The sequence below is a fragment of the Pseudomonas sp. GW821-FHT02C04 genome (assembly GCF_059421845.1).
In genome coordinates this window covers 172292-196984 of record NZ_JBWKVT010000008.1, presented here as the reverse complement: position 1 = coordinate 196984, position 24693 = coordinate 172292, and the positions used below count along the sequence as shown (strand labels likewise).

The 24693-nt window shown below is 60.4% G+C and carries 22 protein-coding genes and 1 tRNA gene; 10 read left to right on the top strand and 13 right to left on the bottom strand.

What is annotated here, in order from left to right:
- Positions 1 to 209 precede the first annotated feature (209 nt).
- On the bottom strand, positions 210 to 1691 hold the full coding sequence (gltX, locus tag AC07VV_RS25105; RefSeq protein WP_495037773.1) for a glutamate--tRNA ligase: 1482 nt from the start codon (positions 1689 to 1691) through the stop codon (positions 210 to 212).
- Positions 1692 to 1921: 230 nt separating this feature from the next.
- Here gltX and AC07VV_RS25100 point away from each other — a divergent pair, with 230 nt between their 5' ends.
- Together AC07VV_RS25100 and AC07VV_RS25095 are read left to right on the top strand one after the other, a co-directional pair.
- Positions 1922 to 2971, top strand: a complete 1050-nt coding sequence (locus tag AC07VV_RS25100; protein WP_495037772.1) for an HlyD family secretion protein — start codon at positions 1922 to 1924, stop codon at positions 2969 to 2971.
- The gene (locus tag AC07VV_RS25095; protein ID WP_495037771.1) at positions 2961 to 4511 is read left to right on the top strand and encodes an MDR family MFS transporter; all 1551 of its coding nucleotides are present in this window, start codon (positions 2961 to 2963) and stop codon (positions 4509 to 4511) included. Before AC07VV_RS25100 ends, AC07VV_RS25095 begins: the two co-directional genes overlap by 11 nt.
- A 60-nt stretch (positions 4512 to 4571) precedes the next feature.
- On the opposite strand, the gene uvrB is transcribed toward AC07VV_RS25095, so the two are convergent.
- Positions 4572 to 6587 carry an excinuclease ABC subunit UvrB gene (gene uvrB / locus AC07VV_RS25090; RefSeq protein ID WP_495037770.1) on the bottom strand — a complete coding sequence of 672 codons (2016 nt, stop codon included), beginning with the start codon at positions 6585 to 6587 and terminating at the stop codon, positions 4572 to 4574.
- Positions 6588 to 6923: 336 nt separating this feature from the next.
- On the opposite strand from uvrB, the gene AC07VV_RS25085 reads away from it, so the two are divergent.
- Together AC07VV_RS25085 and AC07VV_RS25080 are read left to right on the top strand one after the other, a co-directional pair.
- Positions 6924 to 8120, top strand: coding sequence for an amino acid aminotransferase (locus AC07VV_RS25085; protein ID WP_102621974.1), 1197 nt, complete (start codon positions 6924 to 6926; stop codon positions 8118 to 8120).
- A gap of 111 nt (positions 8121 to 8231) precedes the next feature.
- A complete protein-coding gene (locus AC07VV_RS25080) occupies positions 8232 to 8432 on the top strand; it encodes a hypothetical protein (protein WP_007956421.1) in 201 nt (66 codons plus the stop codon).
- Here AC07VV_RS25080 and AC07VV_RS25075 read toward each other — a convergent pair.
- Positions 8429 to 8659, bottom strand: coding sequence for a hypothetical protein (locus AC07VV_RS25075; RefSeq protein ID WP_102621973.1), 231 nt, complete (start codon positions 8657 to 8659; stop codon positions 8429 to 8431). The genes AC07VV_RS25080 and AC07VV_RS25075 overlap by 4 nt on opposite strands.
- Positions 8660 to 8887: 228 nt before the next feature.
- Here AC07VV_RS25075 and AC07VV_RS25070 point away from each other — a divergent pair.
- Positions 8888 to 8963: transfer RNA gene (locus tag AC07VV_RS25070), tRNA-Asn, on the top strand.
- A 121-nt stretch (positions 8964 to 9084) separates the two neighbouring features.
- On the opposite strand, the gene AC07VV_RS25065 is transcribed toward AC07VV_RS25070, so the two are convergent.
- Positions 9085 to 10605 carry a nucleobase:cation symporter-2 family protein gene (locus tag AC07VV_RS25065; protein ID WP_495037769.1) on the bottom strand — a complete coding sequence of 507 codons (1521 nt, stop codon included), beginning with the start codon at positions 10603 to 10605 and terminating at the stop codon, positions 9085 to 9087.
- 254 nt (positions 10606 to 10859) lie between these two features.
- Between AC07VV_RS25065 and AC07VV_RS25060 the strand changes: the two genes are divergently transcribed.
- Positions 10860 to 11144 (top strand): BrnT family toxin, encoded by a 285-nt coding sequence (locus tag AC07VV_RS25060; protein WP_495037768.1) that lies wholly within the window; start codon positions 10860 to 10862, stop codon positions 11142 to 11144.
- A 3-nt stretch (positions 11145 to 11147) separates the two neighbouring features.
- On the top strand, positions 11148 to 11477 hold the full coding sequence (locus tag AC07VV_RS25055; protein WP_495037767.1) for a BrnA antitoxin family protein: 330 nt from the start codon (positions 11148 to 11150) through the stop codon (positions 11475 to 11477).
- Positions 11478 to 11480: 3 nt separating this feature from the next.
- Here the strand turns inward: AC07VV_RS25055 and AC07VV_RS25050 are convergent, their stop codons facing one another.
- Positions 11481 to 12308, bottom strand: a complete 828-nt coding sequence (locus AC07VV_RS25050) for an arylamine N-acetyltransferase family protein (protein WP_495037766.1) — start codon at positions 12306 to 12308, stop codon at positions 11481 to 11483.
- A 198-nt stretch (positions 12309 to 12506) separates the two neighbouring features.
- Here AC07VV_RS25050 and AC07VV_RS25045 point away from each other — a divergent pair, with 198 nt between their 5' ends.
- A complete protein-coding gene (locus AC07VV_RS25045) occupies positions 12507 to 13094 on the top strand; it encodes a GNAT family N-acetyltransferase (protein ID WP_495037765.1) in 588 nt (195 codons plus the stop codon).
- A 6-nt stretch (positions 13095 to 13100) separates the two neighbouring features.
- On the opposite strand, the gene AC07VV_RS25040 is transcribed toward AC07VV_RS25045, so the two are convergent.
- From AC07VV_RS25040 to AC07VV_RS25025, 4 genes are all read right to left on the bottom strand, one after another.
- The gene (locus AC07VV_RS25040) at positions 13101 to 14543 is read right to left on the bottom strand and encodes a mechanosensitive ion channel domain-containing protein (protein WP_495037764.1); all 1443 of its coding nucleotides are present in this window, start codon (positions 14541 to 14543) and stop codon (positions 13101 to 13103) included.
- Between the two features lie 150 nt (positions 14544 to 14693).
- Positions 14694 to 15320, bottom strand: coding sequence for an isochorismate family cysteine hydrolase YcaC (ycaC, locus tag AC07VV_RS25035; protein WP_096821173.1), 627 nt, complete (start codon positions 15318 to 15320; stop codon positions 14694 to 14696).
- Between the two features lie 51 nt (positions 15321 to 15371).
- Positions 15372 to 16055, bottom strand: coding sequence for an isochorismatase family protein (locus tag AC07VV_RS25030; protein WP_096821172.1), 684 nt, complete (start codon positions 16053 to 16055; stop codon positions 15372 to 15374).
- A 93-nt stretch (positions 16056 to 16148) separates the two neighbouring features.
- On the bottom strand, positions 16149 to 17015 hold the full coding sequence (locus AC07VV_RS25025; RefSeq protein WP_102621969.1) for a pirin family protein: 867 nt from the start codon (positions 17013 to 17015) through the stop codon (positions 16149 to 16151).
- A gap of 104 nt (positions 17016 to 17119) precedes the next feature.
- Between AC07VV_RS25025 and AC07VV_RS25020 the strand changes: the two genes are divergently transcribed.
- Entirely contained in the window at positions 17120 to 18028 is a 909-nt protein-coding gene (locus tag AC07VV_RS25020; RefSeq protein ID WP_102621968.1) for a LysR substrate-binding domain-containing protein, read from the top strand.
- Between the two features lie 115 nt (positions 18029 to 18143).
- The gene (dkgB, locus tag AC07VV_RS25015; protein ID WP_495037763.1) at positions 18144 to 18947 is read left to right on the top strand and encodes a 2,5-didehydrogluconate reductase DkgB; all 804 of its coding nucleotides are present in this window, start codon (positions 18144 to 18146) and stop codon (positions 18945 to 18947) included.
- Between the two features lie 4 nt (positions 18948 to 18951).
- On the opposite strand, the gene AC07VV_RS25010 is transcribed toward dkgB, so the two are convergent.
- From AC07VV_RS25010 to AC07VV_RS24995, 4 genes are all read right to left on the bottom strand, one after another.
- On the bottom strand, positions 18952 to 22173 hold the full coding sequence (locus tag AC07VV_RS25010) for an ATP-binding protein (protein ID WP_495037762.1): 3222 nt from the start codon (positions 22171 to 22173) through the stop codon (positions 18952 to 18954).
- A gap of 10 nt (positions 22174 to 22183) precedes the next feature.
- Positions 22184 to 22810 carry a response regulator gene (locus AC07VV_RS25005; RefSeq protein ID WP_495037761.1) on the bottom strand — a complete coding sequence of 209 codons (627 nt, stop codon included), beginning with the start codon at positions 22808 to 22810 and terminating at the stop codon, positions 22184 to 22186.
- Between the two features lie 143 nt (positions 22811 to 22953).
- The gene (locus AC07VV_RS25000; RefSeq protein WP_495037760.1) at positions 22954 to 23385 is read right to left on the bottom strand and encodes a chemotaxis protein CheY; all 432 of its coding nucleotides are present in this window, start codon (positions 23383 to 23385) and stop codon (positions 22954 to 22956) included.
- An 88-nt stretch (positions 23386 to 23473) separates the two neighbouring features.
- Complete coding sequence (locus tag AC07VV_RS24995; protein WP_495037759.1) at positions 23474 to 24682, bottom strand: EAL domain-containing response regulator; 1209 nt, start codon at positions 24680 to 24682, stop codon at positions 23474 to 23476.
- Positions 24683 to 24693: the final 11 nt, after the last annotated feature.

Genomic DNA, 24693 nt, shown 5'->3' with positions numbered 1-24693 from the left:
TAGCCCCTCATCGTTGATGTCATCGCTGAGGACGGGGCGAATCTTAAGGGCGTATCGAAAGGCTGTCAAACTTATTTTTGAAAAATTTCAAAATTTTTTGTCGGCATAACAATCACTTACCACCCTCCCCCCGTAAATTCGGGGGAAAACGCCGAAGGACGGGATCAAATGATCCTGACCTCCGGCGCGTCCTGCAGAGTCAAACGCAATCAGGCGATAGCGCCCAACAGCTTTTCCCACTCTTTGTTTTCTTTCTTCGACACGCCGCCCAGCAGGTCAATCGCCTGGCGCAGGCGGAAACGGGTCAGGTCCGGCCCAAGGATCTCCATCGCATCGAGCACCGACACCGAGCTCGCCTGACCGGTGATCGAGGCAAACATCAGCGGCATCGCATCACGCAGCTTCAGTTCGAGGGATTCAACCACGGCCTGAATCGTCGCCGTGATGCTGTCCTTCTCCCACTGACGCAGGCCTTCCAGCTTCCACAGGATCAACTGCATCAGTTGACGAACCTGATCGCCCGAGAGCTTTTTCGATTCGAACAGCTTGGCATCCGGATTCACGCCACCGGCAAAGAAGAAACCGCCCAGCGGTGCAACCTGGCTGAACGTCTCGACGCGGCCCTGAACCAGCGGTGCGATCTTCATCATGTATTCGGAGTTGAACGCCCACTTCTGCACACGAGCAGCAAACTCTTCCACCGGCAGATCACGCAGCCACTGGCCGTTGAGCCACGACAGTTTCTCGATGTCGAAAATCGGCCCGCCCAGCGAGACACGCTTGAGGTCGAAATTGTCGACCATTTCCTGCAGCGAGAACTTCTCGCGCTCGTCCGGCATCGACCAGCCCATGCGGCCCAGGTAGTTGAGCATGGCTTCCGGCATGAAACCCATGCGCTCGTAGAACGTCACCGAGGTCGGGTTCTTGCGCTTGGACAGCTTGCTCTTGTCCGGGTTACGCAACAGCGGCATGTAGCACAGCTCCGGTTGTTCCCAGCCGAAGTATTCGTAAAGCAGGATCAGTTTCGGCGCCGACGGCAGCCATTCTTCACCGCGCAGCACGTGGGTGATGCCCATCAGATGATCGTCGACCACGTTGGCCAGGAAGTACGTCGGCAGACCGTCGGTCTTCATCAGTACCTGCATGTCCATGCGATCCCACGGGATCTCGACATCACCACGCAGCATGTCCGGAACAACGCACACGCCCTCGCTCGGCACTTTCATACGGATCACGTGCGGCTCGCCCGCAGCCAGGCGACGCGCGATTTCTTCCTTGGACAGCAACAGCGCACGGCCGTCGTAGCGCGGGGTTTCGCCGCGGGCCATTTGCTCGGCGCGCATCTGGTCCAGCTCTTCGGCGGTGCAGAAGCACGGGAAGGCGTGGCCCAGGTCGACCAGTTGCTGGCAGTACTTCTGATAGATGTCGCCGCGTTCGCTCTGACGGTAAGGACCGTGCGGGCCGCCGACGTCCGGGCCTTCGCTCCAGTCGATACCCAGCCAGCGCAGAGCGTCGAAGATCTGCTGTTCGGACTCGCGGGTCGAGCGCAACTGATCGGTGTCTTCGATGCGCAGAATGAACTCACCGCCGTGCTGCTTGGCAAAGCAGTAGTTGAACAATGCGATGTAAGCGGTACCTACGTGGGGATCCCCGGTAGGCGATGGCGCGATGCGAGTGCGGACGGTGGTCATGGCATGTCTCGAAAAGAATGAAAAGCAAAGAACGATCAAGCGGCGAATGGTAACAGGCGACACCCGCCCCGCTCCAGCGGACAGGGCATTTAAGCCAACTTTGCGTCTGTAACGCCCGTTGGCCGTGGTGAATGGCTGAATATCAGCAGACGGCATTTACCGTTCATCGGCTGTATGCCAGATTCGCCTGCTGATAACTTTCCTTACAATTCCTCGACTACAGTTTGCCCATGCCTGCCCAACTCAAGCGTCGCCTGTTCATTTTCCTGCTGCTCGTCCTGCTGATTGCCGGGGGCTTTTTTGCTCATTGGTTTTTCAAGGGACGCTTTTATGAAAGCACCGACAACGCCTATGTCCAGGGTGAAATCACCCGCGTGTCGAGCCAGTTGAGCGCACGCATCGACGAAGTCCTGGTGCAGGACAACCAGCATGTGGAAAAAGGCCAGTTGCTGGTTCGCCTCGAGGGCGAAGATTTCCGCCTCGCCGTCGATCGCGCCAACGCCGCCCTCGCCACCCGCGAAGCCGAGCGCCTGCAAGCCCAGAGCAAACTGACCCAGCAGGCCAGCCTGATCGCTGCCAGCGACGCACAAGTAGCAACCACGCAAGCCACCCTCGGCCGCTCGCAGGTCGATTTGTCGCGGGCAGAAACCCTGCGCAAACCCGGCTATGTCTCCGAGGAGCGGGTCACCACCCTCTCCGCCGACGCCCACATCGCCCGCTCGCAAGTGGCCAAGGCCCAGGCCGATGCGCAGAGCCAACGCCAGCAAGTCAACGCGCTGAGCGCCGAAATCAAACGCCTCGATGCGCAGATCGCCAACGCCCGCGCCGACCTCGCCCAGGCCGAACTGAACCTGACCCGCAGCGAAATCCACGCGCCGATCAGCGGTCTGATAGGCCAGCGCGCCGCGCGCAATGGCCAGATCATTCAGGCCGGCGCTTACTTGTTGTCGATCGTGCCGGACGAGGACATCTGGGTGCAGGCCAACTTCAAGGAAACCCAGATCGGTCACATGCTGCCGGGCCAGAAGGCCGAACTGGTCTTCGACGCCTACGGCGATACGCCGATCGAAGCGCGGGTCGACAGCCTGTTCGCCGCCTCTGGCGCGCAGTTCAGCCTGTTGCCGCCGGACAACGCCACCGGCAACTTCACCAAGGTCGTGCAGCGGATTCCGGTCAAGCTGACCTTCAAGGCCGATAACCCGCTGCACGGCAAGATCCGTCCGGGCATGTCGGTCACCGCCACCGTGAATATCAAAGACGCCCCAGACAATGGCCGGTGATCAACTGATCCGCCCGGTCGGCGAACCGACCCGGCGGGACTGGATCGCGGTGATGAGCGTCATGCTCGGCGCGTTCATGGCGGTGCTCGACATTCAGATCACCAACTCGTCGCTCAAGGATATTCAGGGCGCCCTATCGGCGACGCTGGAAGAAGGCTCGTGGATTTCCACCTCTTATCTGGTGGCGGAAATCATCATGATCCCGCTGACCGCATGGCTGGTGCAGTTGCTTTCGGCGCGGCGGCTGGCAGTGTGGGTGTCGCTGGGGTTTCTGATTTCGTCGTTGCTGTGCTCGATGGCCTGGAGCCTCGACAGCATGATCGTGTTCCGCGCCATGCAGGGCTTCACCGGCGGCGCTCTGATCCCGCTGGCCTTCACCCTGACCCTGATCAAACTCCCGGAGCACCACCGCGCCAAAGGCATGGCGATGTTCGCCATGACCGCCACCTTCGCCCCGTCCATCGGCCCGACCCTCGGCGGCTGGCTCACGGAGAACTGGGGCTGGGAGTACATCTTCTATATCAACATCCCGCCGGGACTGATCATGATCGCCGGACTGATGTACGGCCTGGAGAAGAAAGAAGCGCACTGGGAACTGCTGAAAAGCACCGATTACACCGGCATTCTCACGCTAGGCATCGGTCTTGGTTGTTTGCAGGTGTTTCTTGAAGAAGGCCATCGCAAGGACTGGCTGGAATCGAGCCTGATCGTGACACTGGGCAGCATCGCCCTGCTGAGCCTGATCACCTTTGTGATCGTGCAGGTTTCCAAACCCAATCCGCTGATCAACCTCGGCATCCTGCGCAATCGCAACTTCGGGCTGTCGAGCATTTCCAGCCTTGGTATGGGGGTCGGGCTGTACGGCTCGATCTATCTGCTGCCGCTGTACCTGGCGCAGATCCAGAATTACAACGCCCTGCAGATCGGCGAAGTGATCATGTGGATGGGCGTGCCCCAGCTATTTCTGATTCCGCTGGTGCCGAAACTGATGAAGTTCGTGTCGCCCAAATGGCTGTGCACCCTGGGTTTCGGCCTGTTCGGATTGGCGAGTTTTTCATCCGGCGTGCTCAACCCGGACTTTGCCGGACCGCAGTTCAATCAGATCCAGATCATCCGCGCCCTCGGCCAGCCGCTGATCATGGTGACCATTTCGCTGATCGCCACGGCGTACATCCTGCCGCAGGACGCGGGCTCGGCATCGAGTCTGTTCAACATCCTGCGCAACCTCGGCGGCGCCATCGGTATCGCCCTGCTCGCCACCCTGCTGGACGCGCGCACCAAGACCTACTTCGATTACCTGCGTGAAGCCGTGGTACCCACCAATCCGCAGGTAGCCGAACGCCTGGCGTCGATGACCGATCGTTTTGGCAGTGACACGGCGGCGCTGGGCAAGTTGAGTGAAATCGTTCATCAGCAGGCGCTGATCATGGCCTACAACGATGCGTTTCGTTTTGTCGGGATTGCGCTGGGGATCAGCATGCTGGCGATATTGCTGACCAAGAAGCTGCCCACCGGCCTGAAGGCCGGCGAGGCGCACTAACCTTGAGTGGACGCAGAGCGTCCAGGGCTGCATTCCCACGCAGAGCGTGGGAACGATCAGTCAGACTGCCAACAATCGCTCGCGCATTTTGGCAATCTCGTCGCGCATCTGCGCCGCCGCTTCGAATTCCAGGTCGCGGGCCAACTGGTACATCTTCTCTTCCAGTTGGCGGATGCGCTTGGTGATCTCGCTCGGCGAGCGCAGTTCGGCTTCGTACTTGGCGTTTTCTTCAGCGGCCTTGGCCATGCCTTTGCGCTTCTTGCTGCGCGAACCGGGCACGGTGGCGCCTTCCATGATGTCGGCGACGTCCTTGAACACGCCCTTCGGTGTGATGCCGTTGGCCAGGTTGAAGGCGATCTGTTTGTCGCGACGGCGCTCGGTTTCGCCGATGGCACGCTCCATCGAACCGGTCATGCGATCCGCGTAGAGAATCGCCCGGCCATTGAGGTTACGTGCCGCGCGACCGATGGTCTGGATCAGCGAACGTTCGGAACGCAGGAAGCCTTCTTTGTCCGCGTCGAGAATCGCCACCAGCGACACTTCCGGCATGTCCAGACCTTCACGCAGCAGGTTGATCCCCACCAGCACATCGAACGTGCCCAAACGCAGGTCGCGGATGATTTCGACCCGCTCGACCGTGTCGATGTCCGAGTGCAGATAACGCACACGGACGCCGTGATCGGCCAGGTAATCGGTCAAGTCTTCGGCCATGCGCTTGGTCAGCGTGGTGACCAGCACCCGCTCCTCCACTGCCACACGCTTGGTGATTTCCGAAAGCAAATCGTCGACCTGGGTCAGCGCCGGACGCACTTCAACCTGCGGGTCGACCAGACCGGTCGGGCGCACCACTTGCTCGACCACCCGCCCAGCGTGCTCGGCTTCGTAGTTGCCGGGCGTGGCCGAGACGAAAATCGTCTGCGGGCTCACCCCTTCCCACTCGTCGAACCGCATCGGCCGGTTGTCCAGCGCCGACGGCAGACGGAAGCCGTATTCCACCAGGGTTTCCTTGCGTGAACGGTCGCCCTTATACATCGCGCCGACTTGCGGCACGCTGACGTGGGATTCGTCGATCACCAGCAACGCATCCGCCGGCAGGTAATCGTAGAGCGTCGGCGGCGCCGCACCGGCCGGACGCCCGGACAGGTAGCGCGAGTAGTTTTCGATGCCGTTGCAGTAGCCGAGTTCGAGGATCATCTCCAGGTCGAACCGGGTGCGTTGCTCCAGACGCTGGGCTTCCACCAGCTTGTTGTTGTTGCGCAGGTACTCCAGGCGTTCCTGCAACTCGACCTTGATCCCCTCGATGGCGTCGAGCAGGGTTTCCCGGGGCGTCACGTAGTGGCTCTTCGGATAGAAGGTGAAGCGCGGCAGCTTGCGGATGACCTCGCCGGTCAGCGGGTCGAACGCGGAAATGCTTTCCACCTCGTCATCGAACAACTCGATACGGATCGCTTCGAGATCGGATTCCGCCGGGTAGATGTCGATTACATCGCCGCGCACACGGAACGTGGCCCGGGCGAAATCCATGTCATTGCGGGTGTATTGCAGGTCGGCCAGGCGCCGCACCAGCGCACGCTGATCGAGCTTGTCGCCACGATCGACGTGCAAGACCATTTTCAAATAGGTTTCCGGGCTGCCCAGACCGTAGATGCACGACACCGTGGTGACGATGATCGCGTCCTTGCGCTCCAGCAATGCCTTGGTTGCCGACAGACGCATCTGCTCGATGTGGTCGTTGATCGACGCATCCTTCTCGATGAAGGTGTCGGACGATGGCACATAGGCTTCAGGCTGGTAGTAGTCGTAGTAGGAAACGAAGTATTCGACGGCGTTGTTCGGAAAGAACGACTTGAACTCGCCGTACAACTGCGCGGCCAGGGTCTTGTTCGGCGCCAGCACCAGGGTCGGACGCTGTACCTGGGCAATCACGTTGGCGATGCTGAAGGTCTTGCCCGAGCCGGTCACACCGAGCAGGGTCTGGTGCGCCAGCCCGGCTTCGATGCCCTCGACCATCTGGCGAATGGCTTCAGGCTGATCGCCGGCTGGGTCGAATCGGGTGACGAGCTGGAATTCAGACATAAACACCTCTGGATTCGCGACGCTGCGGACAAACCGGAGCCCCACGAGAAAGACCGCAAACGACCGATGTCGCGCAAGGAAAAACGAAGATTGTGCTGAATGTGGAGCCGATTGCCTCGCCTTTCAAGGCAAACGTCCTACATCCGGTAAAGTCTCCGACAAGTCCATTCGACTAACGGTCGAGAAATAATCGGAAAAACTTACCTTAAAAGCCGAATCGCCTGTCGCCATTGATCGATGATGGCCTCTATACTAGCTCCCCGTTTGTGCACCGCTCTAGTGCATTCGGCTGGAGCGCCACACGTCCCTCCACTCTCCATTAGAGCTGCCGTAAAAATGAGCCTGTTCTCCGCTGTCGAAATGGCACCCCGCGATCCAATCCTGGGCCTCAACGAAGCATTCAACGCCGATACCCGGACCAATAAGGTCAACCTCGGGGTGGGTGTGTACTGCAACGAAGAGGGGCGAATTCCACTCCTGCGCGCCGTCATCGAAGCCGAAACCATTCGCGCGGCTCAGCACGCCTCCCGCGGCTACCTGCCAATCGACGGCATCGCTGCCTACGATCAGGCCGTGCAAAAGCTGCTGTTCGGCAATGATTCGCCACTGCTGGCGGCTGGCCGCGTTGTCACCACTCAGGCTGTCGGCGGGACCGGCGCCCTGAAAATCGGTGCCGACTTCCTCAAGCAACTGCTGCCGAATGCCGTTGTGGCGATCAGCGATCCGAGCTGGGAAAACCACCGCGCGCTGTTCGAAACCGCCGGTTTCCCGGTGCAGAACTATCGTTACTACGACGCCGCCACCCACGACGTAAACCGTGCCGGCCTGCTCGAAGACCTCAACGCCCTGCCGAACGGCTCGATCATCGTGCTGCACGCCTGCTGCCACAACCCGACCGGCGTCGACCTGAGCCCGGCGGACTGGAACAACGTGCTGGAAGCGGTCAAGGCCAAAGGTCACGTGCCGTTCCTCGACATGGCCTACCAGGGCTTTGGTGACGGTATCGCCGAAGACGCCGCTGCCGTGCGTCTGTTCGCCGAGTCCGGCCTGACCTTTTTCGTGTCGAGCTCGTTCTCCAAGTCGTTCTCGCTGTACGGCGAGCGCGTCGGTGCGCTGTCGATCGTCAGCGAATCGAAAGAAGAAAGCGCGCGCGTGCTGTCGCAAGTCAAACGCGTGATCCGCACCAACTACTCCAACCCGCCGACCCACGGTGCAAGCATCGTTGCTGCGGTGTTGAACAGCCCGGAACTGCGCGCCCAGTGGGAAGCGGAACTGGCTGAAATGCGTCTGCGCATTCGCGGCATGCGTGAGCAGATGGTCGCTCTGCTGGCGAAGAAAGCCCCGCAGCGTGACTTCAGCTTCGTCGGTCGCCAGCGCGGCATGTTCTCCTACTCCGGCCTGACCACCGAGCAGGTTCACCGCCTGCGCAACGAGTTCGGCATCTACGCCCTGGACACCGGCCGCATCTGCGTCGCTGCGCTGAACCAGAGCAACATCGAAGTCGTGACGGACGCCATCGTTCAGGTCATCTGATCCGGCGCAGCACTGAAAACGGGAAGCTTTCGGGCTTCCCGTTTTTATTTGTCTGAAGAAAAGCCGCCACACCCTCTAGACTGCACACAGACGATATTTCAGAGAGACAACATGAAAAACGATGACCTGCGCGCCGACCGCGACGATCTGGATGACTTCATCCCCCGCGCTCCGGCCAAACGTGGCAACAACCTGGTGCTGCAAGTCGCGGCCGGGGTGTTTCTCGGCGGGCTGGCGCTGTGGCTGGTGCAACTGGGCGCGACGATGCTGTACGCCAAACTGATGCTCGGCACCTTCACGTTCGGCGGTTAAGCCAGCTCCGTTGCACGCTGAGTCGCCGCATCGTCATAAACGACGTAGAGCGATTCGGCGACCTGGCTCTTGATGGCCTTGGTGCTTTCCAGACCGAGGACAAAACCTTCGGCCTTGCCGCCCGCGCGGTTCAATTCTTCAGCCGTGGCGGCCTGGGTGATCGCGTCGAAGAGCTTTTCGGCATGCGGGCCGACGCCCTTGGGCAGGCTGATTTGCGCGGTGCTCATGCGAACACCTCGACAGTACGATGGGTCTGGATGGGGCTATTCATGGCGCGTACCTTTTCGGCGAATGGCCGGCAGCGCGTGTGACCACTTCCGGGCGGCCATGGTAGACCTCTGCTGCGGTTCTGGTAACCGCCAATCGCCAATTTGCTGCCGTCCGTCCTGACCTTTCCAAAAAAATTACAACTGGCGCTTGACTAGTCTTTTTAAATCAGTAACATACGCACCAATTCCGCAATAGCTCAGTTGGTAGAGCAAGTGACTGTTAATCACTGGGTCCCTGGTTCGAGTCCAGGTTGTGGAGCCAAATACAGAGCCCCTGAATCGAAAGATTCAGGGGCTTTTTTGTGGGCGCTGGAAAATGCAGTGCAATAAAAAGGGCCGATCAGTTTCGCAACTGATCGGCCCTTCTCATTCAGAAACAGCGGTCAGACGTGCTCACCGCTCTTGGCATGCGCCTTCGGTGCGCCGTGTCCGTGATCCGAGTCCGTCTCGATCACCGGCACTTCATTGCCGTCGCAGTCATGCAGTTTGCCGTCGCTGAAGTAGTCGCCCTCCCGCAGTGCTGCCAGATCCCGATAACGCAGGGTTCGCTCTTCTGCCGCCGCAAACACCGACTGCTGATCCGAGTTACCCGCCGTGAAGTGGTTGAATGCAAGGTTCAGCAGGATCGCCATGATCGCCGACGAGCTGATGCCCGAATGGAAAATGGTCGCGAACCAGCTCGGGAAGTGATCGTAGAAGTTCGGCGCGGCAATCGGAATCATGCCGAAGCCGATCGAGGTCGCGACGATGATCAAGTTGACGTTGTTGCGGTAATCGACCTTGGACAGCGTACGGATACCACTCGCCGCCACGGTGCCGAACAACACGATGCCGGCCCCACCGAGTACCGACGTCGGCACCGCTGCAATCACCCGCCCCATGAACGGCAGCAGGCCGAGGATCACCAGGAAGATACCGCCGGTCGCCACCACATAGCGGCTCTTGATCCCGGTCACCGCCACCAGCCCGACGTTCTGGGCGAAGGCGCTCTGGGTGAACGAACCGAAGATCGGCGCAAACATGCTCGACAGCATGTCCGCCCGCAGACCGTTGCCCAGACGTTTGGAATCGACCTTGGTGCCAATGATTTCACCGACCGCCAGGATGTCCGCCGAGGTTTCCACCAGGGTCACCATGACCACGATGCACATCGACAGAATCGCAGCGAAGTGGAAGGTCGGCATGCCGAAATGGAACGGCGTCGGGAAGCCGAACATCGGCCCTTGCGTAACGCTTGAGAAATCCGCCATGCCGAGGAACACCGCCAGCACCGTGCCGATCACCATCGCCAACAGGATCGACAGACGCGAGATGGTCGAGCTGCCGATCTTGCTCAGGAGCAGCACCAGCACCAGCGTGACCGCCGCCAGACCGATGTTCTGCATGCTGCCGAAGTCCGGAGCGTGGCTGTTGCCGCCCATGGCCCAGCGTGCGGCCACCGGCATCAGCGTCAGGCCGATGGTGGTGATCACGATGCCGGTAACCAGCGGTGGAAAGAACTTGGTGATTCGCGAGAACACCGGCGTGATCAGCAAACCGATCAACGACGCGGCAATCACCGCCCCGAGTACCGACTGAAAGCCGCCCTCCCCGCCACTGCTGACAATCGCCACCATGGTCGCGACACCGGAGAACGACACGCCCTGCACCAGCGGCAACTGACATCCGAAAAACGGTAGACCCAGGGTTTGCAGCAACGTGGCCAGCCCCCCCGCAAACAATGAAGCAGCAATCAACAGACCAATGTCCGCCGGCGATAACCCGGCGGCCTGACCGATGATCAGCGGCACCGCGACGATACCGCCATACATGGTCAGAACATGTTGCAGGCCGTAAGCCATATTCGCGCCGACCCCGAGGTTTTCGTCCTCGGGCCGTTGGTGTGAAACATGGGGCGTTTTCATGGTGGGGGGTTCCCTGGTTTTTGTTATGCGCACACTGTATTCAATACTCGTGACAAATGTCCATAGAGTTGTATACAACTTATCAGTCACATTATGGATAGGTAGCCACCCAACCTTCTATCCCGCCGCTTCCATCCCCCACAAATCCGGCAACACATCGTTAACTGCCCCCGCGTTTTATCCACCTAGGCTGAAGTGTTCATGGCGACCGACGGCGCGGTCGCGCTCTTTTTTATACATATAAAGTATGCATAATGAAGTCATTCAAGATTCAGTTCGACAAAAGCAAGAATGCTGCCAACAAACTCAAGCACAGAGGGATCAGCCTCGCCGAGGCCGAACCGGTCTTTCACGATGAGCGAGCTCTGACGATTGAGGATAACGACCATGACGAGCAACGCTGGATCACACTCGGCACCGACGCCAAGGGACGTTTGCTGGTCGTTGTGTACAGCTATCGGGAGCCGAATGTGGTTCGAATCATTTCCGCGCGCAGCGCAACGCCCAGCGAGCGACGCCATTATTTTCCGGAGACTTGATCAATGAAGGATGAATACGATTTCACCCAGGGAAAACGGGGCGCCGTAGCCTCCAACAAGGGCAAGACCCGCATCACCATCATGCTCGACGACGCGGTCATCGAGGCCGCGCGGGGGGTCGCTGAAAGCGAAGGCTATGGTTATCAGACGGTCATCAACAACACCCTGCGCCATGCACTGCTCGACAGCCGGGGTGCAGCGGACGAACTCGAGCATTCCAGCGGGCAATTCAAGAAAGGCATCACCGCCACCGACCTCAAGAGTCTTGAGAAAAAACTGTCGGCGGCCGTGAACGAAATCCGGCGGGTACTGGAGCCGGATGTAAAACCATAGGTTTCAGACCGGCTGGATCAAGCGCGCCAGCGCCAGGCGCGCACCAGGCTGGTGCGGCAAGCGCAGACCGAATTCCCGCTCCAGCAATTCGATGAGCTCATCGACATCCGTCACCTCGCGTCGCTCGCTCTCGGCACCGATGCGATGGATCGCGAAACTGCCGTTGTTCAAAGTGCGCCGCCAGCCGTCGCCCGTACGCGCGACCATCAGGCGCTGCGCGAACGGTGAGTCTGGGTGCGTCGAGACATACCAGTTGCCGAGGGTGTAATCGATGTCTTCCTGGCGTTGCAGGTCGAACAGGTACATCGGCCGCCATTCGCCAGCGACCCTGGCCCGCAACATGTAGCCATCGGCTTGCACTTCGATGCGATAGGGTTCGTGGGGGGTGGACTGCTCGGCTTCGGTATCCAGAATCAGCGGCGCGGTCGGCACCATGCCGCCGAAGCCGACATCAGTGATGTAGCGCACGCCGTTGAGGGTCACCAGACTCAAACGATGAGTCCGTGCCGTCCAGCTGCCTTCGGGCTGATTCATGACCACACGGCCGCTGATGCCCCGTGCATCGAACCCCAGCTCCAGCAACAAGGCCAGAAACAGATTGTTGAGTTCGTAGCAGTAACCGCCACGGGCATCGTCCAGGACCTTGCGCTGGATCGATGGCAGATCGATCAGCACGGGCTCGCCAGAAAGGGTCGACAGATTCTCGAAAGGAAAGGCACCGGTATGACGCAACTGCAACAGTCGCAGGGTTTCAAGGGTCGGTGCCGGGGGCGTGTCGAACCCCAACCGTTGCAGATACTGTTTCAGATTCGCCAGGCGTGGCTCGCTCATTGCTCAGTCCTTTTGCAGGGAGACGCGGATCGCTCCGCCGATGGTCGCCATGTATACGGGATCCGGCTATTGGATCGACAATAGATTTCACCAATCGGCCCTGTCGACTGATTTGAATCAGGCTCCATGAGCAGTTGCAACGACGACGCCCGTTGCGGCGTAATGGACGCTCGCCCGAACCGACAAGAGCCGCCCCTCATGCAAACCACGCTGCAAGGCCAGGGCATCCTCCTGCGCCCTCTCCAATACACCGACGCCGATGCCTTGCTCCACGCCGCTGCCGACGGCGAACTGTGGAACCTCACTGTCACCGTGGTGCCCTCGGCGAGCACCGTCGACAGTTACTTGAAAAAAGCCCTCGACGGCCGTGAGGCAGGCACGGTCATGCCGTTTGCGATCGTGTTGAAGGAGACCGGCGAGGTGATCGGCTCGACCCGGTTCTGGAAGATCGACCCGCTCAATCGCAAACTGGAAATCGGCAGCAGCTGGATTTCGGCACGCTTTCAGAAAACCTTCGTCAACACCGAGGCCAAATACCTGATGCTGCGGCACGCCTTCGAAGTGCTCGATTGCGTGCGCGTGCAGTTCACCACCGACGAAAACAACCAGAAATCACGCAACGCGATCCTGCGCCTGGGCGCACAGCAAGAAGGCGTCGTGCGTCACGAGCGGATCATGCCGGACGGCCGCAAGCGCAACTCGGTGCGCTTCAGCATCATCGATGACGAGTGGCCGCAGGTGCGCCTGAACCTTGAGCGCAAACTCGCCGGGTACGAGCAACGCTGACGGTCGTCAGGCGCGATTGCGCAGCCACTGCAGAAAGCCTTTTTTCGGCGCAACCACCGGTGCTTCCTGGGTCAGGGATTGGGCCTTGAGCAGACGGAAATCGAGCAATGCCTTCATCGCGTCGTTGATGTCGTGGCGGGCGTCCAGGCAAGGCTTGAGATACGACTTTTCGATGCGATACAGCGCACAGAAGGTCTTGGCGGAAAAGTCCGCCGGCAGCGAGGTATCGGAAAGAATCCCTGCCTCGCCGATCACTTCGCCCGGCCCCATGCGCCCGGACTCGAACGGTGTGCCGTGGCGTTTCAAGGTCACCGAGACCACACCGGATTCAATGATGAACAGATGATCGCTGACCTCCCCGCCTGCCAGGATGATCTCGCCGGCGCGAAAGGTCTGCTGGGTCATGTTCTGGCTGAAGGTTTCCTTCTCTTCCTGACGCAGGGTGGAGAAAATCGGCGAGCTGTCGAGCAGCGCCCGTGGCCGTGAGAGATGGGCCGGCGCAGCGGGTTCATCGCTCGACAGCAGATTGAACCCGGACGCTTGCAGATGCCGGTAAGCCAGATCGAACAGTTGATTGCGCACCGCGCGCTTCTCGTTCATCGAGGCCACGAACCCGCTGATTTCATACTCCGCACCGGCACTGCTCGAACTCTTCAGCGCCACGCTCGGCGCCGGGGTGTCCAGCAGCGGTCGGCAGCCTTGCATCGCCCGCTCCAGGGCGTCGATCACCGAATTCGGCCGCGCATGGGGGCTGACCTGCACGCTGACGGCAACCCCGAACATGTTGCTCGGCCGGCTGAAGTTGATGATCTTGGCCTTGGCCGCCAGCGAGTTGGGAATCACCGCCATGCTGCCCTGGGACGTTTGCAGGCGCGTGGCGCGCCAGTCGATGTCGGTGACCCGCCCTTCCGTGCCGTCGATGGAGATCCAGTCATCGAGTTGATAGGGTTTGGTGGTGTTCAACACGATGCCGGAGAACACGTCGCTCAGGGTGCTTTGCAGCGCCAGACCGACGATGATCGCCAAGGCTCCAGACGTGGCCAGCACGCCTTTGACCGGCAGATCCAGCACATAGGCCAGTGCCGCAATAATGGCGATCAGGAAAATCACCGCGCCAAGCAGATCCTGCAACAGCCGCCCGGTATGACCGACCCGTTGCATCATCACCGCGCCGATCAGCACCGTCAGCGTGCGCGCACCGAACAGCCACCAGCCGATCTGCAACCCGGTCGCCGCCAGGTGCAGCGGCACGTTGTCGGCCCACGGTGCCGGCTCCATCGGATTGAGGCCTTCGTTGAACAGCAGCACGCTGAACAGGCTGAAAATCAGCACCCGCACCAGCAGCTTCCATTCGCTGCCCCGGGAGCTGATCAGGCGCCACAGGCCAAGGTCGAGCAGGATCAGGATCAACGCGCAGAACAACGGATGTTCGGTCAGCAGAGACAGCATCAAACAACTCCGACAGAGGTCAATCGCGAGAAGATCGCACAGATTGGGCTTAGTGTAGGAGCAATTGATTTGGTGGGATGAGTGCTATTTGGCAGGCGCCGAAAAAACCTGTGGGAGACCCCTTGTTCCCACAGGTTTTCATGGCGCTGGTTACTTGCCGCTGGTCAGCGTGCTGTAACTGGTCATCAGGTTGCGGTAGTCCGGAATGTGGTTGGAGAACAGCGTACCCAGCCCTTCGATATCGTTGCGCCAGTCACGGTGCAACTCGCAGGCCAGACCGAACCAGGTCATCAACTGTGCACCGGCGCTGGACATGCGGTTCCATGCCGATTCACGGGTCAGTTCATTGAACGTGCCGGAGGCGTCGGTCACCACGAATACGTCGAACCCCTCTTCCAGGGCCGACAACGCCGGGAATGCCACACACACCTCCGTCACCACGCCGGCAATGATCAACTGTTTCTTGCCGGTGGCCTTGATCGCCTTGACGAAGTCCTCGTTGTCCCAGGCATTGATCTGGCCGGGACGGGCAATGTACGGAGCCTCGGGGAACAATGCCTTGAGCTCGGGCACCAGCGGGCCGTTGGGGCCGGTTTCGAAACTGGTGGTCAGGATAGTCGGCAGCTTGAAGTACTTGGCCAGGTCGGCCAGCGCCAGCACGTTGTTCTTGAACCGGTCAGGCTCGATGTCGCGCACCAGCGACAACAGCCCGGCCTGATGGTCGACCAGCAGAACGGCGGCGTTGTTCTTGTCCAGACGTTTGTATTGAGTGCTCATTGCAGTAATCCTCGCGTGTTGTCGACCTCGACGGAATGTCGAGGTCTCGGGTCAGCGCTGGGAATCCAGCGTTTCGTGTTCGTTCGCGACTTGCTGGGCCTTGAGGTAACTCTCGATCAGCAATTGATAATGCGGCATGGCCTGGGCGTAGACGGCTGCCCACTGCTCGGCATCGGGACGGTTCCACGAACCCTGCAGCTCGGAAAGCGTGGCCATGATGTCGATCGGCACCACCCCGGCCTGGGCCAGGCGGGCGATGGTCAGATCAGTGGCCAGTTTCGAGTGATTGCCGGAGGCATCGACCACCGCGAAGACCTTGTAGCCTTCGTGCACTGCGGCGATGGACGGGAACGCCAGGCACACGCTGGTCAGAGTCCCGGCGATCACCAGGGTTTTCTTGCCGGTGGCTTTGACGGCCGCGTGAAACTGCGGGTTGTCCCAGGCATTGATCTCACCTTTGCGCGCCACGTACTGCGCATGGGGCGCGGCTTCGTGAATCTCGGGAATCAACGGCCCGTTCGGCCCCTGCGGCACGGAGGCCGTGGTAATGACCGGCATCTTCAACAGGGTCGCAGCCTTGGCCAGCGCGATGGCATTGGCGCGCAGTTGCGGTACATCCATGTCCTTGACGATCTGGAACAGGCCGCTTTGATGATCGATCAACAACATTGCGCTGTCGTTTGGATCGATAGTCGGTTTTTGGCCATTGAAGTTGGCCGCATTGACAGTGTTCATGTGCGTTTCCTCTTTCTTTTGGGCAGCAGCCATCCCTGGCCTTCGAACCGGCCTACGCATCCTGTGTAGAGCGGGGTGTGGAAGCGCGGCGTGTCAGCCGTGCATGCGGCCGAAGCGGCCGGACTGGAAGTCGGCGAATGCCTGGTGGATTTCCTGCTCGGTGTTCATCACGAACGGACCGTGGCCGACGATGGGTTCGTCGATCGGCTCGCCGCTGAGCAGCAACACCACCGCATCCTCGCTGGCCTCAAGCGTCAGTTGCCGGCCGTCACGCTCGAACAGCGCCAACTGGCCCTGGCGTACCGATTCCAGACCGTTGACCTGCACCGAACCGCGCAACAGCACCAACGCGGTGTTGCGGCCCTCGTGCAGATCCAGCGTCAGCAACTTGCCGGCGTTCAGGCGCAGATCCCACACGTCGATCGGCGTGAAGGTGCGGGACGGGCCTTTATGGCCGTCGAACTCACCAGCGATCAGACGCAGGCTGCCCGCGCCGTCCTTGAGCGGGATGCTCGGGATGTCGCCGTCCAGAATGGTCTGGTAACCGGGCGCCGCCATTTTGTCCTTGGCTGGCAGGTTGACCCACAGTTGCACCATTTCCAGATTGCCGCCGGTTCTGGCGAAGTTGTCCGAGTGAAACTCCTCATGCAGGATCCCGGACGCAGCGGTCATCCATTGCACATCGCCCGGGCCGATGGTGCCGCCGGCACCGGTGGAATCGCGGTGCTGCACTTCGCCCTCGTAAACGATAGTCACGGTTTCGAACCCACGGTGCGGATGCTGACCAACGCCACGTCGTTCGGTGGTCGGGGTGAATTGCGCAGGCCCGGCGTGATCCAGCAGCAGGAACGGGCTGATGTGCTTGCCCAGGTTGTCGTAGGAAAACAGCGTGCGAACCGGGAAACCATCGCCGACCCAATGGCCGCGAGGGCTGGTGTAGATACCGATGATGTTTTTCATGGTTGCCTCCAATCGGGTGAGTGACGCGATGGATTAAGCTTAAATCCATGACCATTGATGGACTAGACTGCAAAAATCAGCTTTAGCGTTCTATATGGAGAACGATGGTGGAAGACCTCAACACCCTCTATTACTTCACTCAAGTGGTGGAGCATCACGGCTTTGCCGCCGCTGGTCGTGCGCTGGACATCCCCAAGTCGAAACTCAGCCGACGCATCTCGCAGCTCGAAGAACGCCTTGGCGTGCGCCTGCTGCACCGCACCAGCCGACATTGTTCGCTGACCGAGATCGGCCAGGCCTACTACCAGCGCTGCCTGGCGATGCGGGTCGAGGCCGAGAGCGCCGCCGAGCTGATCGAGCGCAATCGCTCCGAACCTCAGGGGCTGGTACGCCTGAGCTGCCCGACGGCGCTGCTCAATTCCTGGGTCGGGCCGATGCTCACCCGCTACATGCTCAAGTACCCGCTGGTGGAAGTGTTCATCGAGAGCACCAACCGCCGGGTCGACCTGCTGCACGAAGGTTTCGACATTGCGCTGCGCGTGCGCTTTCCGCCACTGGAAAACACCGACATGGTGATGAAGGTGCTGGGTAACAGCACCCAATCGGTGGTCGGCAGCCCGATGTTTGCCGAGCGCCTGTCATCACCGCCCTCGCCGGCCGATCTCAATGGTTTGCCGAGCCTGCATTGGGGCGCGGCGCAACGTGAGTATCAATGGGAGCTGCTCGGGCCGAACGGCGCTTCGGCGCAAGTCCGGCACACGCCAAGGCTGGTCACTGATGACCTGATTGCCCTGCGTCAGGCGGTGATTGCCGGAGTCGGCGTCGCTCATCTGCCAAGCGTGGTCGTGCGCGAAGACATCGCGGCAGGACGCGTGGTGGAGTTGATTCCGGGCTGGGCACCGAAATGCGGGATCGTGCACGCGATCTTTCCGTCGCGCCGGGGACTGCTGCCGTCGGTGCGTACGTTGATCGATTTTCTGGGTGAAGAATTTGCTCACAGCGACATCGCTTGAGACCTGCGATTGATTCGTGACTTCTGGTCAACAGTACTTTGCCCCGACAGCGGTTTTTCCAGAGGAATCAGACGCGGATACTCCCCCCATTCCCACTGCAACCCTGGAGTCCTGCATGTCTGTTCCCGCTTTCGGTCTTGGTACGTTTCGCCTGCAAGGTCAGGTGGTCATCGATTCGGTGAGCACCGCCCTTGAACTCGGTTACCGGGTCATCGACACCGCTCAGATTTATGAAAACGAAGCCGAGGTCGGCCAAGCCATCGCCGCCAGCGGCATCGCCCGCGACGAACTGTTCATCACCAGCAAGATCTGGATAGCCAACTTCGCTGGCGACCGGCTGATCGAGAGTCTCAAGGAGAGCCTGCAAAAGCTGCAGACCGACTACCTCGACCTGACACTGATCCACTGGCCGTCGCCGGAAGATCAGGTACCGGTGGAGGAATTCATGGACGCCCTGCTGGAGGCCAAGCGCCTGGGTCTGACCCGGCAGATCGGTGTGTCCAACTTCACCATCGATCTGATGAAACAGGCGATTGCCGCCGTCGGCGCAGAAAACATCGTCACCAACCAGATCGAGTTGCACCCGTACCTGCAGAACCGCCAGGTTGTCGAGTTCGCGCAGAGTCAGGGCATCCAGATCACGTCGTACATGACCCTGGCATACGGCGAAGTGCTGAAGGACCCGCTGATCGTGCAGATCGCCGAACGTCTGCAAGCCACCCCGGCGCAGGTCACCCTGGCGTGGGCGATGCAATCGGGTTACGCGGTGATTCCGTCGTCGACCAAACGCGCCAACCTGCAAAGCAATCTTGGCTCCACCGTGCTGACCCTGAGCGATGCCGACATGGCACTGATCGCCACACTGGATCGCGGCCATCGCCTGACCAGCCCCAAAGGCATCGCGCCGCAGTGGGACTGATCGATCAGGCCTGAAGATGCTGCGCGAGGTCGTGCATGGCCTGGCGCAGCGAATCGATGGCGGCCGTCAGTGCCGCCTCGGGCGCGTCGTCGCGACAGGCCTGTTCGAGTATCCGACAGGCCGAGACCACGCGCTCGGCACCGATCATGTGCGCCCCGCCCGTGACGTGATGGGCCAGATCACGCAAGCCTGCGCGGTCCCCTTTTTGGCCTGACACGTCCAGCCGTTCGAGGTCGACGTGCAGGCTGCTCAGTACCTCTTCACGCAATTGGCTGATGAGCGGGTTGTCCGCCCCTGCCAGCTGCAACAGCGCACTCAGGTCGAACTCGGTCGCCCCCTGATCATCCACGTGCTCGACCTCCGTTTCGCCGGCCTCTGCGGCCATCAAGGCCTGGCTCAGTTCGCGCAGCAGAATCGGCTTGAACAGGCAATCGTCCATGCCGGCCGCCAGGCATCGCTGTTTTTCTTCGATCTGCGCATTGGCGGTAAACCCCAGAATCAGGCAAGGCGCCCTGCCCGTTGCCGTCTCTTCTTCACGAATCGCTCGCGCCAGTTCATAACCATCAATCCCAGGCATATTGATATCGGTGATCAGCGCATCGAAAGGTTGCCCCCGCCACAGCACCAGCCCCTGCTCACCGTCCCCGCTGTCGACGGCGTGATGCCCGAGTTCGCTCAACTGCCGGCACAGCAACAATCGATTGACCGGGTGATCATCCACCACCAGGACCTTCAGCGACTTTACCGCCGTCACCGCTGGCGTCTTTGCAGCCATTTGCAGGAGCGGCTCCAGCACGGACAGTTCCAGTCGCAGCATGACTTGCGTACCGCGTCCCGGCTCGCTGCTGATCCACAAGTCGCCGCCCATGAGTCGACACAGATTGCGGCTGATCACCAGCCCCAGACCGGAACCGCTGGGTGCCGACGGTTGATGACTACCAACCTGCACAAACGGGTTGAACAACCGTTGCTGATCCTCGGCGCTGATCCCCCGGCCACTGTCTTCGACGATCACGCCCGCTTCCAGCTGCCCGTCCTGCTCGGTGAACATTTGCAAGCGCAGGCTGACCCCGCCTTCGTCGGTGAACTTGATTGCGTTGCTCAACAGGTTCGACAGCACCTGCTTGAAGCGAACGGGGTCGAGCAGCACCTCAACGTTGCTGCGCTCATCCAGCTCTACACGCCATGACAATGACTTCTGCCGCGCCAGGCCTTCGAACACCCGACACACCGATGCCACCACCTCGCGCAGATTGGCCCGCTCCGGAGCCAGCGACAGATGCCCGGACTCGATCCGCGCGATGTCGAGAATATCGCCGATCAAGGCCAGCAGTTGCTGCCCGGCGCTGGACGCCACTTCGATCGCCTCCCGATCGGTCACGCCTTCATCGGCACGCTTGAGGGCCAGCTCGAGCATACCGATCAGGGCATTCATCGGTGTGCGGATCTCGTGGCTCATGGTCGCGAGAAACGTGCTTTTGGCACGGTTGGCGTCATCGGCCGCATCCTTGGCTTCCTGTAATTGAAGTAGCCATTGCTGGCGCAGGCGAATCTGCCGACGCTGAAAGCCGATCCAGCCCAATGCCAGCAGCAACAACCCTGCCGCGACGGCAAACCCGCGCAATATCTGCTCTCGATGACGCTGCCAATAGCTGTCCTGCAGCACCACGTTACGACTCCAGCCCGCGACCAGAGCGTCCATTTCCTGTGGCGCAATACTCAGAAGCGCCTTGTTCAGAATCGATTGCAACTGCGGGGCATCGAGTGCCGTGGCCATGGCAACCCGGGCCGGCTGATCGCCCAGCGTGGAGACAATCCGCAAACGATCGCGGTACTGGTGATCGATCTGGTAGCGAGCTACCAGCAACGAACTCAATGTCGCATCAGCCTGACCGTCGAGCAGCGCCCGCGTACCGTCCGCCGGGCTCGGCAACTCGATCAGGCTGATCTGCGGCACATGCTCCAACAGATAATCGCGCAACGGATTGCCGCGATAGAGCGCCAGGCGTTTACCTGCCATCTCTTCAAGGCTGCGTGGCGCCTGCGCCCTCGAATCGCTGATCAAGACAAAGGGACTGTTGACGTACGAGCGGGTGAACAGCATTTCAGTTTCGCGTTCGCGGCTCGGCGTCATCACAGGCAACAGGTCCAGTTCCCCGCTTCGGAGTTGCTCGACCTGACGATGCAGAGACTCGCCGCGCAGCACCTCGAACCTGAGGCCGCTGCGCTGACTGATCAGGTTGAGCACTTGGGCAGTCAGTCCACGCAAACGGCCATCGGCGCCAAAGAACGTTAAAGGTGCGAAGTCATTGATCGCGCCGACCCGCACGACTGGATGCTGATCCAGCCATTGTTGCTCGCCGTCGCTCAGGCTCACCCGTGACTGCGCCGCCATGTCAGCGCGCCCGGCGCTCCAGCGCAACTCCATGGCCAGGCGCTGCTCCATGGGAATCGCCAGCAGGGCTTTGTCGACCAGACGTTTCAAACGCGTGTTGCTGCGGGCCAGGGCAAAGCCGAACGGATTGGCGTCAAGGCCCGATGGCCCGGCCAGTTGCAGGTCGTTGTGAAAGTGAGTGTTGATGAGATAGCTGGCGCTGATGAAGTCCCCCAAGTAGACATCATTGCGGCGGAAGGCCACGGAACCGAGTGCGTCGAGGATCGAGGGGTAACGCTGCAGATAAGCCTGCGGATAAGCCTTCTCGATAGTCGAGGCTGGCAGGTAGTCGTCCACCATGGCGATGCGCTTGCCGGCGAGATCGTCCGGTAATGGTTCGTCGAGCCGGGTCACCCACATCGGCTGATCTTCGGCGTAGGCACGGGACAGCATCAGGCGAGAATTAGCTTTTTCGAACTCGTTCGACGTGCCCAGCAGGTCCACCTCACCGGCCTCGAGCGCAGCCATGGCGCTTGCGCGGTCGGCATAACACCAGACTTCGACGCCGACGTTCAGAATCTGAGCAATCGCATCAGCGTAATCGGCCGTGAGACCTTCCAGCTCATGGCGTTTGCGGGTCAACTCAAAGGGTGGGTAATCCGGCCAGGAGGCCCCGATGCGCAATACCGGGTGCGCACGGAGCCATTGTCGCTCCTGCTCGTCCAGACGAATCTGCACACCCTCGAGGCGAGTTCTGGAGACGATTTCCAGCCTTTGCGCATTCGTAGCCGCCTGCGCTGTGCCCGCAAACAACAGCACCAGCAGGAGGACGCAACGCAAAAGGCTCATCATGCGAATCCTCTCAGATCAGACGGTGGCGCAGGGCAATCTCTCGCAACATCACCGTCGACGTGATCCCGAGTTTGAGCATCAAACGAGTCTTGTAGGTGCTGATGGTTTTGTGGCTGCGGTTCATCTCCGCGGCAATCTGCTTGTTCGGTATGCCTTGAGCCAGCCTTTTCAGGATCTGAATTTCGCGATCAGATAGCGATTTAATCCTCAGACCTTCATCACTGTGTCCATCGAGTTGCCCTGAGCTGCCCATTGGCGAGGCAGGAAAAAAGCAGTAGCCCGAACGGACGGCCTTGATCGCATTCTCCAGTTGCTTCAAATCGGCAGACTTGTCGACAAAGGCCATTGCACCGGCATGCCGGCAACGCCTCAGGAAAGTTTCCGCAGGAGCCGAGGTAAAAACCACGATTTTGCAGACCAGTCCTATCGCCTTGATATGCTCCAATACTTGCAGGCCGCCCATTTTATCGAGACCCAGGTCGAGCAGAACCAGGTCCGGTTCATGATCACGGATCATCGACACGACGCCGGCGCCACTCGACACCTCGTAAATCTTTTTGTAGCCCAACCCCTGCAGCAGCATTCGGATAGCAATGACAACCACCGGATGGTCTTCGGCTATCAGTACTGAACTCATGACAGCTCCAAGTGCAAATACATGACAATGACGCCACCGGTCTCGCTGACCGGGGCAATATGTAGCTGCGCTACGACTGTTACATGGGATGCACGGCGAATCACCTGTCAGACCTGACAGTTGCGCCATCGACCGATCTGTGATCAGGCGCGCATTTGCGCCAGCGATTTTGTCTGGCCACTGCGCGACGAGCGCTCCAGGGAAACCTCGACCGACGCCATCAACTGCGTGATTGCATTCATTGACGGCAACGCGGCGTGGCTGGAAGTGATTTTTGTCTGAAAAAGCCCGGAAACCGCCGATGAGTTCGCCGGCTCGCCATAGACCAGCGCATGCCGGACGTGCGGGTGATCGAACAGGAAGCCCCGCAGATCCGGCATCCCGGCCGCCAGCGCAGCGTTGATCACCAGCACATCGAACGGCTGGCAGCCGTAATCGAGCAGCGTCAGCAGTTCGGCGAGGTTCTGCACCGGTGCGATGCGGTAGTAATCGAGGCCATTGAACATCCGCTCGATTTTCATCCGGTGAAAATGCTGCGGGTCGGCGATCAGGATACGCAGGGTTTTGTCGGTCATCGTGGGAGTCCCGGTAGTCGCTTCAAGTGGCGGCAAAGACTACCCAAGCATCGGGACGAGCTCTGTAGGACTTTTCCGAAAAAAACCGTCACTGATCCGGATTGAACACGTCGCCATGCAAATCCAGCCATTTCAACAAGTCCGGTCCGGCCATGGGGCGTGCGTACCAGTAGCCCTGCCCTTGCGTACAACCCAGCGCCATCAGCTCACGACGCTGCGCAGCGCTTTCGATCCCTTCGATCACCACGCTCATGCCAAGGGTCTCGCCCAGCGCCAGAGTGCTGCTGATCACCGCCCGGCAACGGGGCTCATGCTCAAGGCTGCGGACGAACTCGGCATCGAGTTTGATTTCGTTGAACGGCAACTGACACAACCGCTGCAACGACGAGAACCCCGCACCGAAGTCGTCGATCGACAACCGGCAACCCATCATCCGCAGGCGGATCAGGCTTTCCAGGCTAGTGGCCGGTGCCTCCAGCAAACCGCTTTCGGTCAGCTCGAACGTCAGACCCGAACCGCAGGCGCCATGCTGCGCCAGAATGCGCTTGATGGTCGTCGTCAGCTCACTGCCGGCCAATTGCACGGCTTGCAGGTTGAACGCCATGTTCAAGCCAATGCCGGATGCCCGGGCGCTGCGCTGTACGCTCAGGGCTTGATCAAGCTGGGCAAACAGCAACTCATCGAGCAACCCGCAACGTTCCAGCACCGGCAGAAAATGCCCCGGTGCAATCACTCCCAGCGTCGGGTGCAGCCAGCGGCAAAGCACTTCGACCCCGCACACCTGGCCCGTGAGCAGGTTGAACTTGGGTTGATACCAGGCTTGCAACTGCTGCGCTGCGAGTGCCTGACGCACCGTTTCTTCACTGGCGAGGGTGATTTCCGCACCCGGTGGTCTCTGGATCGAAGGCCGGTCGAGGGACTTTCTCAGCAGATCACCCAGCACCTGCGCATGCAACGGCTTGCCCACATCGCCCAGCAGCTCAAGCCCGAGCAACGCCACCATTTGATGCACGGCCCGACGCAGATCCGCCGGCAGCGAACTGCTGATGATGATCGACCGGACCTGCCCCGACGCGCCCACGCGGTGCAGAAACTCGAGCCCGTCCATGCCCTCCATCTGCAAGTCGCACAACGCGATGTCGACCGCCCCGACCTGCTGCAATACCGCCAACGCCTGAGCGCCGTCGCCGGCCTCGTAGACTTCGTGGCAGCCGAGGGTTTTCAGCTGGTTCACGGCGACGGAGCGTTGGAACGCATGATCTTCAAGGACCAGGACACGAAGGGGCAGACAGCGCATGGGGATCGACT